Origin of the sequence: Staphylococcus sp. KUGN1 (assembly GCF_045984185.1) — a bacterium.
GTDB lineage: Bacteria > Bacillota > Bacilli > Staphylococcales > Staphylococcaceae > Staphylococcus > Staphylococcus warneri_A.
Map to the genome: position 1 here is coordinate 83,438 of NZ_JBJQIL010000002.1, position 12,698 is coordinate 96,135.

Annotated in this window: 15 protein-coding genes; 9 read left to right on the forward strand and 6 right to left on the reverse strand. The window is 33.5% G+C overall.

Annotation, left to right across the window (positions count from 1 at the left end; all coding sequences use genetic code 11):
- Positions 1–14: 14 nt before the first annotated feature.
- The 5 genes from ACJQQZ_RS06850 to ACJQQZ_RS06870 form a co-directional block, all read right to left on the reverse strand.
- The gene (locus tag ACJQQZ_RS06850; protein WP_002450294.1) at positions 15–770 is read right to left on the reverse strand and encodes a GNAT family N-acetyltransferase; all 756 of its coding nucleotides are present in this window, start codon (positions 768–770) and stop codon (positions 15–17) included.
- Between the two features lie 70 nt (positions 771–840).
- A complete protein-coding gene (locus ACJQQZ_RS06855) occupies positions 841–1,389 on the reverse strand; it encodes a biotin transporter BioY (RefSeq protein ID WP_145505444.1) in 549 nt (182 codons plus the stop codon).
- Between the two features lie 69 nt (positions 1,390–1,458).
- A complete protein-coding gene (locus ACJQQZ_RS06860) occupies positions 1,459–2,397 on the reverse strand; it encodes a nucleoside hydrolase (RefSeq protein WP_107533125.1) in 939 nt (312 codons plus the stop codon).
- A gap of 142 nt (positions 2,398–2,539) precedes the next feature.
- Entirely contained in the window at positions 2,540–3,460 is a 921-nt protein-coding gene (locus tag ACJQQZ_RS06865) for an ABC transporter substrate-binding protein (protein WP_145505447.1), read from the reverse strand.
- A gap of 119 nt (positions 3,461–3,579) precedes the next feature.
- Complete coding sequence (locus tag ACJQQZ_RS06870; RefSeq protein ID WP_145505450.1) at positions 3,580–4,725, reverse strand: acyl-CoA dehydrogenase family protein; 1,146 nt, start codon at positions 4,723–4,725, stop codon at positions 3,580–3,582.
- 154 nt (positions 4,726–4,879) lie between these two features.
- Here ACJQQZ_RS06870 and ACJQQZ_RS06875 point away from each other — a divergent pair, with 154 nt between their 5' ends.
- Genes ACJQQZ_RS06875 through ACJQQZ_RS06890 form a run of 4 tightly spaced genes read left to right on the forward strand, consistent with a single transcriptional unit; the run spans position 4,880 to position 7,873 of the window.
- Positions 4,880–5,629, forward strand: a complete 750-nt coding sequence (locus ACJQQZ_RS06875) for an amino acid ABC transporter ATP-binding protein (protein ID WP_002450289.1) — start codon at positions 4,880–4,882, stop codon at positions 5,627–5,629.
- Positions 5,626–6,483, forward strand: a complete 858-nt coding sequence (locus ACJQQZ_RS06880; RefSeq protein WP_145505454.1) for an amino acid ABC transporter substrate-binding protein — start codon at positions 5,626–5,628, stop codon at positions 6,481–6,483. Before ACJQQZ_RS06875 ends, ACJQQZ_RS06880 begins: the two co-directional genes overlap by 4 nt.
- Positions 6,484–6,487: 4 nt before the next feature.
- Positions 6,488–7,171 carry an amino acid ABC transporter permease gene (locus ACJQQZ_RS06885; protein ID WP_145505457.1) on the forward strand — a complete coding sequence of 228 codons (684 nt, stop codon included), beginning with the start codon at positions 6,488–6,490 and terminating at the stop codon, positions 7,169–7,171.
- Between the two features lie 12 nt (positions 7,172–7,183).
- Complete coding sequence (locus ACJQQZ_RS06890; protein ID WP_145505460.1) at positions 7,184–7,873, forward strand: amino acid ABC transporter permease; 690 nt, start codon at positions 7,184–7,186, stop codon at positions 7,871–7,873.
- Positions 7,874–7,923: 50 nt separating this feature from the next.
- Here the strand turns inward: ACJQQZ_RS06890 and yut are convergent, their stop codons facing one another.
- A complete protein-coding gene (gene yut, locus ACJQQZ_RS06895; RefSeq protein WP_002450285.1) occupies positions 7,924–8,838 on the reverse strand; it encodes an urea transporter in 915 nt (304 codons plus the stop codon).
- Positions 8,839–9,107: 269 nt separating this feature from the next.
- Between yut and ACJQQZ_RS06900 the strand changes: the two genes are divergently transcribed.
- The 5 genes from ACJQQZ_RS06900 to ACJQQZ_RS06920 are packed head-to-tail and all read left to right on the forward strand — an operon-like array spanning position 9,108 to position 12,695.
- Positions 9,108–9,410 carry an urease subunit gamma gene (locus ACJQQZ_RS06900; RefSeq protein WP_002465430.1) on the forward strand — a complete coding sequence of 101 codons (303 nt, stop codon included), beginning with the start codon at positions 9,108–9,110 and terminating at the stop codon, positions 9,408–9,410.
- Positions 9,411–9,423: 13 nt separating this feature from the next.
- Entirely contained in the window at positions 9,424–9,831 is a 408-nt protein-coding gene (locus tag ACJQQZ_RS06905) for an urease subunit beta (RefSeq protein WP_075778745.1), read from the forward strand.
- Positions 9,831–11,546, forward strand: a complete 1,716-nt coding sequence (gene ureC / locus ACJQQZ_RS06910) for an urease subunit alpha (RefSeq protein ID WP_145505463.1) — start codon at positions 9,831–9,833, stop codon at positions 11,544–11,546. Before ACJQQZ_RS06905 ends, ureC begins: the two co-directional genes overlap by 1 nt.
- 14 nt (positions 11,547–11,560) lie before the next feature.
- A complete protein-coding gene (gene ureE / locus ACJQQZ_RS06915) occupies positions 11,561–12,013 on the forward strand; it encodes an urease accessory protein UreE (RefSeq protein WP_002450281.1) in 453 nt (150 codons plus the stop codon).
- Positions 12,006–12,695, forward strand: a complete 690-nt coding sequence (locus tag ACJQQZ_RS06920; RefSeq protein ID WP_145505466.1) for an urease accessory protein UreF — start codon at positions 12,006–12,008, stop codon at positions 12,693–12,695. Before ureE ends, ACJQQZ_RS06920 begins: the two co-directional genes overlap by 8 nt.
- Positions 12,696–12,698 lie beyond the last annotated feature (3 nt).

Consider the following 12,698-nt stretch of genomic DNA (forward strand, 5'->3'; position numbering starts at 1 on the left):
TTTAGCAGCTATTGTTATATTTTTTCTTTTAAAACTTGATATCTAAAACTACGATATACATACCCTTGTTTCAAATACATGTCTTTAACTGTATCTTCACCATCGGCAACTAACATCACTGGTCGGTCACCGGCTAGTTCACCTACAAATGATTGCATCGTTTGTCCGATACCCTTTCTTTGGTAGTCCTCTAAGACACCAAAACCATCTATTTCAACCGAGTTTTTATTTTCAATGATGTCTACAATACCAACAGGTTGAGCGTTTAAATAGCTAATCATTGGTGTTGCTCTATTAGTATTAAAATTTTGTTTAACATTCTTAACGCTTTGTTCCGCATATTTTTTACCAAATGGTAAAGAAAATTGATAATAAATATCAAGATAGTCTTGCAAGTTCCCCTTATTAACTTTGACTAATGTGACGTCATTTCTTTTGTTTAATTGAGCTAAATCATGTCCTTCTATCAGATAAAATTCTAAGACACCCAATTTAAATCCTAGTTCTTTAAATAAATCAAACCAAGCTTCATTAAGATACTCATTTTCTGGGAAATAGAAGGATAAATGGTCAGATCCTTGTGCAACATGCATTTCTTTTTGAGTTTCAATATCTGTTAGCCATTGCACTTGTGTCGGACACTGATGATATAACCATGTATTATTGGAATATTGCAGTGCATCAGTCGGTGTTAAATAAATGGTTTTACGTGCATCTTCTGATAGCATATTTCCTTCTAAATAAATGTCTGATATCGTCAAATGTTTCATCCTTATCCCATCCCTGTTGATAATTAGAATCGTTTATCTTTCTTATATGAAACATTGTCTTACAGTCATTTTATTTAATCAACTGTTTGAATCGAGAATGATTCAATATCGTTGCCCCTACTAAGTTTGCTATGATTGCTTTAATAATGTCACCAGGCATAAATGCTAACGATAATTTAATAGATTCTTTCACTGGGATATGTGTAATGATTCCCATAATGATTGTTCCTAAAATATCTAAAGCAAGGACACCTACCACTAAAGTCACAATGAATAAGATAATAAAATTGATTTTATGTAAATATTTATCTCTAACCCATCCGATAAAGAAAGCAACAAATGGATATAAGAATAAAAATCCTGCAGATGGACCAGCAAATGCACCTATACCGCCACGTCCACCAGATAAAACTGGTAATCCTACTGCAGCTAGTAATAAAAAGATAACTACGCTTAATGTACCTAATTTTCTACCTAAAATGATACCTGCTAAGAATATACCAATATTTTGTAATACAATTGGAACTGGCATGATTGGTAACGGAACCCCAGGTACTAATCCTAAAACACAAATGATTGCAGCCATTAGTGCTGTGTATACTAAATCTTTTGTACTCAATATGTTCATCCTCCTTACATGAAGATGATTATACCACTAATGTAAACCTAAGTGAATATATAGTTTACATTATTTTGCTCGTTTTGCTAAATCGCCTATATAGTTAAAGAACTTATTGCGTTCTACGTAATTGATCATATTAATCTCTCTACCATTATCACTTTGAACAGTTCTACCTTGACTCGGACCATGAGCAATTACATCTACATTTAGTTTTACTGATTTAGTTAATTTTGGATTTCCAACATAAGCTGTCGTAAGTACATCCCATAAGAAATACGTTGAATTAGTAACAAAATGAGTTAATGGTGGGACTGCTGCATAACTAACACCTAAGAAATCAATACCTGTAAAATGACGCTCATCAGCCCAACGTTGTCTTACATCTAAAGTTAATGGGACTTGGTTTGTACTTTCTAGTGCAACCATGTCTATTTTAATTTCACTATCAAATACTATTTTAACTGCTTCTGGATCCCAAAAAGCGTTCCATTCTGCAGTGCCATCATGTTCGGGTTCTTCAACGTTCCCTTTTTCTAGAAATGTTCCGCCCATCCAAACAAGTTTTTCAATTTTATTTTCGATTGTTGGATCAGTTTTTAAAGCCTTTGCTAAATCTGTTAATGGTCCAGTAAATAGTAGAATGAGCTTATCTTCTGCTTTTTTAAGTTTATCTATAATATCTTCATAAGCTTCAAGTGTGTTTTCTTTTGACTCAGCACTGGCCACTTTTTCATTTAAAATAGGTAATGCATCCATGAAGAAAGCATGCATTCTCCAATCTTTTGGAAATGGATTTTTGCCTCTTTCATAAGATGGTGCAACATCAAGTTTTTGCTTCGAAAAACGGTTAATTATTTTTATAGATGCACTTAAAGATGGCTCTAAGTAACAATCTGCTCCAATTGTACTAACTCCTACTAGTTCTACATTCTCCATATGTATAAGTAAAAATAATGATACTAGATCATCGACGCCACCATCATGATTAAAATAAACTTTTTTCATAGATGATTCTCCTTTAATTGTATTTAAACATATTATAATTATGAGTTATTTCATTATATCTAATAATTACAAAGATTACACAAAAGAACAAAAAGAAGTTGAGCCATCGACCATGACTCAACTTCATCTTTATTGATATTGATTATTTAGTATCCATTAATTTTTTCTTTAAATCTTTACGCATAAAGTCTAAACTGTATGGATCATTGTACCAGTATGTTTCTGCTTTCACTTTAATGACTTTATCATTTTTAACTGCCGGCAAGTTTTTCCACATATTAGTTTTTTCATAAGCTGGTGTCGCTTTGCCTTCACTTGTTGAAACAATGTAATCGCCAGCGTATTTATCAACTTTTTCTTGTTTTACTTCAGCAAATCCTGCTTTTTTAGTTAAATCATCAACTGCTTTAGGCATTTTCAAACCAAATGCTTGATAAAGAATTTCGCCACCACGGCCCCAATGATCGCCGTAAGTATATAATTTCTTATCAAATTCATCAAAAATGGTTACAGTTTTATCTTTACCAATTTTATCTTTGATTTCTTTACCATCTTTAGCAGTTTGATTTTTCCAGTCTTTTTCCCATTTTTTAACTGCATCTTCTTTACCTAGTAATTTACCTAATTCCTCTTGTTGTTCTAGATAATTGTGTTTTGCATAGTTAAATGGAACAGTTGCTGCAATTTTCTTGTATTTTTTTATATTTTTATTTTGATCTAATACGATAATTAAATCTGGTTTTTCTTTGGCAACTTTCTCAACATCGTCGTCACCAACTTTAGTAACACCTTTAAATTTATCTTTTAAAACATCACTTTGATCAACTTGGTTACTTACTGCTACGACGTTACCACCTAATTTTTTTACGCCACCAGCATATGATGGTGCAACAACAGCAATACGTTTTGGATTTTTAGGAATATCAATTTTTTTCCCGTCATCCGTTTTGTAAGATTTTGTTTCTGCCTTTTTATCAGACTCTTTAGAGCCATTCCCTGAATTGTTACCACATGCAGCTAATAACAACACGAGCGCTATTAAAGGTAATAATAATTTTTTCATATTTTCCTCCTAATGAAAACGATTATCAATTTCATTAAAATTATACAAGATTGCATGTAGTTTTACAATAAGATTTTATAATAATTAATTTGATATTTTACAATGAATGTCAACCTAACTTACATTAAACCAGTAATACTTTTAGCAATATTAGTATATGCCATATCTTCCATTGGTGGATTATGAAGTCCTGCTCGTATATCACGATAATATCTTTGTAGTGGTCTCTCCATCTCCAGACTCTTAGCACCAACAATTCTCATTGCTAAATCTACCACTTCCAATCCTTGATTTAATACTAGGACTTTACTTGCAGATGTCTCATTCCAAATATCCGTATCTTTTTCATATAATTGATATCCATGAGCAGTACTCCATAGAAAATGTCTTGCAGATAATAAAAGTGATTCCATTTTACCTAGATTTTGTTGTACTGTCGGAATTTCAGCAATTGTTCCATCTATGCTATTAGGACTATATGTTTTTGCAAAATCTACTGCATAGTCTCTTGCTGCTTGAGCAATACCTAAATATACACTTGGAATATGCAATATCCATCCATTCAATGATGGCTTACGTTGATGTTCTACAAAATATTGTTCAGGTATCTTCACATCATTTAATACTAAATCATGACTTTCAGTTGCTCGCATACCTATCATATTCCAATTATCAGCAATATCTACGCCTTCAAAGTCTCTAGGAACCAAAAAGAAACCCACTTGTCCTAGTTCTTCTACATAAGCACCAACCACAAAGTGTGTTAACGCCTTACTCATTGATGTAAAAGTTTTGACACCATTTAAGACATATCCGTCATCTACTTTGACTGCGTTTGTAGCAGGACGACCACCTCGTGTAGGACTACCAGTTTCTGCTTCACTCACTGCACGATTAACAAGTGCACCCTTCTTCACTTCTTCAGCAAATTCATCTAACAAATCTTGTGCCCACATTTGTTGTTCATAAAGCTGACCAACTACACTTAAATGCCAACCGATAGATAGTGCAGTTGCACCGTCAATACTTGCTAAATATGTTTGTAGTATCACCATATCTTCAATTGTTCCACCCTCACCACCATATGCTTTAGGTAAGGTTAATAATGTATATCCTTCATCAATAAGCCATTGTACATTTTCATATGGAAAACGTGATTCAATATCATTGTTTTCTACATACGATTTAAATTGATCTTCTACTGATTTAAATTTTTCTATCCATTTTCGTTGCAACTCAGTTTGGACTAATAATGATTGTCCCATTTCTTCACCTCATTAACGTATTACTTTTAGCTTAATTATTCTTAGTTTAACACTCGACATTATTAATTAAAAGTACCGAAATCACAGAATCCCTACTTTACCGATAAGAATTAATGTGATAAGTTAATTTTAATGAAAAAGGGAGGTTAGCAACTTGATCAAAGTAGAACATTTATCTCATTTTTACCATTCAAATCAAGTGCTTAAAGATATTAATTTTTCACAGCAAAGGGGAACAGTGACAGCTATTATAGGTCCAAGTGGTTCTGGGAAGACCACTTTACTCCGTACATTGAATGCTCTTGCTATTCCTTCAAAAGGACAAATCACAATTGATGAGTGCCAGTTCAATGCCGAGCAACACAATAAAAAAGATATTTCACACCTGAGACAACAATCAGCAATGGTCTTTCAAAGCTATCAACTATTTAAAAATAAAACTGTGCTTGAAAACATAACTGAAGGTCTTATTTATGGCCAAGGTAAGAGTAAAAAGGAAGCTATACATATTGCTGAAGAACATTTGCGTATGGTTAATTTAATTGCACATAAGGATAAATACCCAATTCAACTTTCCGGAGGTCAAAGCCAACGTGTAGGCATCGTACGCGCACTTGCACTTAAGCCCAAAGTCTTACTATTAGATGAACCTACTTCAGCATTAGATCCTGAGTCTATTCAAAGTATTTTAAACTTAATCAAAAGTATCGCACAACAAGGTATGACGATGGTTATAGTGACGCATGAAATTAGCTTTGCACAAGCGATTGCCGATCAAATTTTGTTTATTGATAACGGTGAATTAATTAAACAAGGCACACCTAACGATGTACTACACCAACCAAGTAACGAACGCATCCAACGTTTTATTCAACGAATTAAAACAGAGGAGGATGTAACTTGAAACATATTAGAATGTATTTCATATTAACCATTCTCATATTAAGTGTCTCTCTTCTTTATTCATGCTCAAATGACAAAGCACAGCACGCAACGAAATCACATCCCAAAGAAGTTAAAGTCGCACTTTCAGCTGAAGTTAACCCACCCTATCTGTATACCGATAAAAACAATCATTTTATAGGGCTAGATATGGAATATATGAAACTATTAGAAAAGAAATTACCGCAGTATGATTTTAAATATGAGGTTGGCGAAGAAGAATCTAATTTAGTAGGTATTGGTTCTAAAAAGTTTGATATGGGCATTAATTGGTTCTTTAAAACGCCTGAAAGAGAGAAGCAGTTTTTATACCAAGATGTGCCGTATAGTTACGCACTACCTATGCTCGCAGTTAATAAGAAGAATAATGATATACATCAACTCAGTGACTTAACTCAAAAAAGGTTAACACCTATGGCTCCGAGTGGCGGTTTATTTTCAATATTAAAGCAATATAATCAGACTCATGATAAAAAGATAGATATAGATACGATTCAATCACCTTCTAACGGTGACAACTTGAAGATGGTTGGTAATGGACGTCGTGACGCTATGTTTCTAAATTGGAATACATATAAAGCTATTCAAGACAAAGTTCACGAAGACGTTAAGATTGGTGGCATCGTTAAAAAAGAACCGCTTCATATTGTTTACAATAAAGATAACCAACAATTACATGATGATATCGATCAAGCGACACGTGAATTAAAAAAAGAAGGCAAGCTTCAACAATTATCTCAAAAATACTTTGATATCAATGTGTTCGATGATTTAAACAAGATCAATCATCACAAAGATCAATTGGAGGTGAAATAGCTAAATGTCTGCTACACAATGGTTAGATTTATTTAAACAAGTTGTCCAACAATTGCCCATTACTTTAGTCATGATAATATGCGCACTCATATTAGCCACTATATTAGGTTTAATACTTACTATGATTCGTATAAAGCAAGTGCCCTATCTATCAACATGTGTAAGAGTCTATCAATCATTTATGAGAAGTACACCACTTCTTCTTCAATTATTTTTAGTTTACTTTGCCTTACCTCAATTTCTATTAATATTTCAGATCAATATTAATCATTTCGATCGATTATTTTTTATTATTTTAGCATTCAGTCTACATAGTGCAGCCTATTTATCTGAAGTATTTCGAGCAGGTTATGCATCGGTAGATTATCGTCAAATTGAAGCTGGGCTTTCAGTAGGATTAAGTTATCCAAGAATCTTAAAGGATATCATTATACCGCAAGCATTAAGAAACAGCATACCCAATTTAACAACTCAAATCATTGAACTCATAAAAGATACATCATTAGCTTTCACTATTGGCATTATAGATATGATGGGACAAGTTCAACTGATTATTGGAAATAATTATGGGTTAGGTATGTTAGAAGTATATGTTGTGATTTCTATTATCTATTGGTTACTTGCATTAATTATTCAGGGAACATTTACAATTATCAGTAAAATTTCAGAAAAGCCTTATCAAGTTTAGGGGGACATTCAAGTGACTTTTATTTTCCATACTATTATTGAAGTTTTAAAAGGTGTACCTAACACTTTAGCAGTAACTTTAATTGCCATGTGTGTAGGTATACTAATTGGATCCATATTTGCTCTGATTCGTTTACATCAAATTCCTGTACTATCTCAATTTGTAGTTATCTATAATTCATTTTTTAGAAGTACACCATTAATAGTACAATTATTTGTGTTTTATTATGGCGTCCCAGCATTCATTCTTTGGTTTAACGCCATATGTCATACATCTATGAATCCAGATATGGTCCCTCCTTTATTGATTGCAGCTATCACTTTTTCATTACATGCAACGGCTTACTTATCCGAATCAATTAAAGGTGGTTTACTTTCAGTAGATACAAAGCAAATTGAAGCCGCACAAACTGTAGGATTATCAAAATGGAATGTTTATCGACGTATTGTATTTCCACAAGCATTTGGATATGCACTACCTAATATTGAAAACCAATTTATTATGTTATTAAAAGGGACTTCCCTTGCTTTCTCTGTCCAAGTAACAGAAATAATGGCAATTAGTACTGAAATGGCTAATGAAGGCTATCAATTTGTACCAGTTTATACTGTCGCTGCAATATTTTATTGGGCATTAGCGATTATTATTGAGCTCATCTTCCATAAGTTAGAACTCCATACAACCCATTATTTAGTGTCATAAAATGAAACTCTGGAACGCGCTTTTTAATAAGCGTGCACCAGAGTTTTTAATTAATTCTTGTTCTCAATCTCTCTATGAGGACGACCAGCAAATAACATGATCCATGTTGCTAGAATAAATGGCATCGTCAATGATGGCAAACCAATGGGTTCAAGCATTGTATTCAAACCTAAATTCAATAAAACAGTTAATAATAAACCGAGGAATGTTGAGAAATATGTATTGATACTCGTCTTGAATGTGGTACCTAATGCTATTGCTGTTAATATTAAATTATAACCAAATAAACCTTGATTAATGTCATTCACATTACCACCTAACATAGCTACAATAACAAAACCGAGTACATTACCTAAAATGGCATATACCGTTGCTTTTCTAGAATCGATTAAGATCCCAATTAATATGAGCAAACCTGCCCATATACTAGGTAAGATAAACACTTCACTAAATCCTTCTAAAGTGGTTTTAATGATATTTACATGTTCAGAACTATGGTTCTTCACAATGGATTCTACAGTTCCCGGAATAATATTCAACGGTGTTTTGACCGCTCTCACTTGTTCTGATATTGAAATAGCAAACCAAGTTACAATAACAAATGGTGCTGTTAACATTGCTATACCATAAGGCTTTAACCATTCTCTAATAGCTGAACCAATTGGTAAAGTTAACACAGTAGCCACAATCGTTATCAAAATACCTGCCCAATTTTCATTTAAAAACAAAGTTAATGCAATGGCAGTTAACACTGGACTAAAACCCGCTAAACCATCATTAATTTCTTGTTCGGAATAGTTAACATGTGGCGCTAATACATATGCGATTATACTTCCAACGAGTGCACTTAATCCCACTTTCCAATTACCAATAAATAAAGCAATTAACACTAATAATCCTGTGTAATGATTATTAATTAATAACACTTGGGATATATTCTTTAAAATAATACTTACTGCTTTCATGACATATGCCCCCTAATTTCATAATTATCATGATACATCACTTTTTAAAAAATGTGTATAAATATGTTATTTACTCTTTTTATATAATATACGTATAAATAAAATTAAATGTTTTTTATAATTGCATTCTAAAAATCAAATATTTTGTGCCTTTTATTTAAAATTTGAAACTTATCGACTCATTATACTTGTTAATTATTAAAAATCGTCCTAATATAAAATTTGCAAGTTTATTTTGCAATTATAAATATTTGAAAGAAGGGATTATTTTGCATTTTACACAACGAGAGCAAGATAAATTAATGATTGTTGTGGCTGCAGAAGTTGCTCGTCGCAGAAAAGCACGAGGCCTTAAACTAAACCATCCAGAAGCACTGGCTTTAATTAGTGACGAATTATTAGAAGGCGCAAGAGATGGAAAAACAGTAGCTGAATTAATGAGCTTTGGTAAAACAATTTTAAATGAAGAAGATGTAATGGATGGTGTTGCAAGTATGATTACTGAAATCGAAATCGAAGCAACATTCCCAGATGGAACTAAATTAATCACTGTCCATCATCCAATAGTTTAAGGAGGACGTTAATATGATTCCTGGAGAAATTAGAATTAAAAATACAGATATTGAAATTAATCCAAATTCACCAGAAACGGTACTTGAAGTAAAAAACACTGGAGATCGCCCTATTCAAATAGGCTCACATTTCCACTTTTTTGAGGCTAACTTAGCTTTGGACTTTGAACGCAACAAAGCTTACGGTAAACATTTAGATATTCCTGCTGGTGCAGCTGTCAGATTTGAACCTGGAGATGTCAAACAAGTCCAACTTGTAGAGTATGCAGGTAATCGTAGAATTTATGGCTTCCGCGGATTTGTAAATGGTCCAATCGATGGTTCCCGTGTATATCGTCCAACTGGCGAAGACGATAAATATGCAGGCGTATTCAATGACGAAGGCCATGATAATGTCAATAAAAAAGGTGGTACGAAATAATGAGCTTTAAAATGACACAATCACAATACACAAGTTTATACGGTCCAACCGTTGGTGACGCTGTAAGATTAGGTGATACTAACCTATTTGCAGAAGTTGAGAAAGATTATGCTAATTATGGTGACGAAGCTACTTTCGGGGGTGGGAAATCTATTCGTGATGGTATGGCACAGAATCCTAACGTAACTCGTGATGATAAAAATGTAGCCGATTTAGTTTTAACGAACGCAATGATTATCGATTATGACAAGATTGTTAAAGCGGATATCGGAATTAAAAACGGCTATATTTTTGCAATCGGTAAAGCGGGTAATCCAGACATTATGGATAATGTGAATATCATCATCGGTAGTACAACAGATATCATTTCTGCTGAAGGAAAAATCGTAACAGCTGGTGGTATCGATACTCATGTTCACTTTATCAATCCTGAGCAAGCCGAAGTTGCTTTAGAAAGCGGTATTACAACACATATCGGTGGTGGTACTGGTGCTTCAGAAGGTGCAAAAGCAACAACTGTAACACCTGGCCCTTGGCATATTCATCGTATGTTAGAAGCTGCAGAAGCATTACCTATCAATGTTGGTTTCACAGGTAAAGGTCAAGCAGTCAATCATACAGCACTTATCGAACAAATACACGCGGGTGTCATTGGCTTAAAAGTGCATGAAGACTGGGGTGCTACACCATCAGCATTAAGTCATGCGTTAGACGTAGCAGATGAATTCGATGTTCAAATTGCACTTCATGCCGATACATTAAACGAATCTGGATTTATGGAAGATACAATGAAAGCTGTCAATAATCGTGTCTTACACATGTATCATACTGAAGGCGCTGGTGGCGGACATGCACCAGACTTAATTAAATCAGCTTCTTATTCAAATATTTTACCTTCATCTACTAACCCTACACTACCTTATACACATAATACTGTAGATGAGCATTTAGATATGGTTATGATTACACACCATTTAAATGCTTCAATTCCAGAAGATATTGCATTTGCAGACTCACGTATTCGTAAAGAAACCATTGCTGCTGAAGATGTATTACAAGATATGGGTGTTTTCAGTATGATTAGTTCTGACTCACAAGCGATGGGACGTGTCGGTGAGGTCATCACGCGTGCATGGCAAACTGCTCATCGTATGAAAGAACAACGTGGTCCATTAGAAGGCGATTCAGAGTATAACGATAATAATCGTATTAAACGTTATATTGCGAAATATACAATTAACCCTGCTATTACACATGGCATTTCTGACTATGTTGGTTCAATTGAATCTGGTAAATTAGCTGACTTAGTATTATGGGATCCTGCTTTCTTTGGTGTTAAACCTGAGCTTGTAGTAAAAGGCGGTTTAATAAATGTAGCAGTTAATGGTGATGCTAATGGTTCTATCCCAACCTCAGAACCTATGAAATATCGTAGAATGTATGGACAATATGGCGGTAATATTACTCATACAGCTATGACATTTGTCTCTAATACTGCTTATGAAAATGGTATTTACAGACAACTTAATTTACAACGTATGGTAAGACCTGTTAAAAATATCCGTAACTTGACTAAAGCAGATATGAAGAATAACAGTGCGACACCTAAATTAGATGTTGATCCACAAACATATGAAGTTTATGTTGATGGGGAAAAAATTACAAGTGAACCAGCAACTGAGTTACCATTAACTCAAAGATACTTCTTATTCTAGGAGGATGCAAATTAATGATTATCGAAGAGATTCAAGGCAATATAGCCAATTTATCAGCTGAAGAAAAAAATAAGCATGTTGAGAAAGTTTATCTAGAAAATTCTGATCTAGTTAAACGTATTCAACGTGTTAAAACAGATCACGGTAACGAATTAGGTATCCGATTAAAACAACCTATCGACTTACAATATGGTGATATTTTATATCAAGATGAAACCAATATGATTATCGTAGATGTTAATTCTGAAGATTTATTAGTGATTAAACCACGTAATTTAAAAGAAATGGGAGATATCGCCCATCAACTTGGTAACCGTCATTTACCAGCACAGTTCACAGAAACTGAAATGTTAGTTCAATATGACTATCTTGTTGAAGATTTACTAAAATCTTTAGGCATTCCATATAGTCACGAAGATAGAAAAGTAAATCAAGCATTTAGACATATAGGTCATTCTCATGATTGATCATCAAAATTTACGTTTATTTCAGTTCTGTGATTCACAATTTCCGACGGGTGCTTTCAGCCATTCATTCGGATTAGAGACCTATATACAACGTGAATCAGTCAATAATGATGTCACTTTTGTGCAATGGTTAAAACTATTTTTAAATGAACAACTAACGTATTCGGATGGTCTTGCGATGAGAATCGTTTATGAAGCTCTTGAAGCAAATGACTTAGATAAGATTTTACGTATGGATCAACTTATATTCGTACAAAGTATTCCTAAAGAAACACGTGTTGGTGCAAAACAAATGGGAACTCGTATGGTGAAATTAGCGATGGAATTATACAATAGCGAATGGATTAATTGGTATCATGAACAAATGAAAAGTAAAAAAGCCAAATTACATCCAGCTATTTGCTTCACTATGCTTGGCTATCACTTAGGTGTTGATATAGAAACAATCATTGATTATTACCTTTATCAAAATGTATCAAGTTTAACACAAAATGCAGTGAGAGCTATCCCTTTAGGACAAACAGCGGGTCAAAAAGTGGTTACACAAATGGTGTCATATATAGAAGAAACGAGAAATCATATTTTATCACTTGATGAAAGCGACTTTGGTATGACAGCACCTGGTTTAGAATTAAACCAAATGGAACATGAAAATGTTAATGTAAGAATCTTTATTTCATAGGAG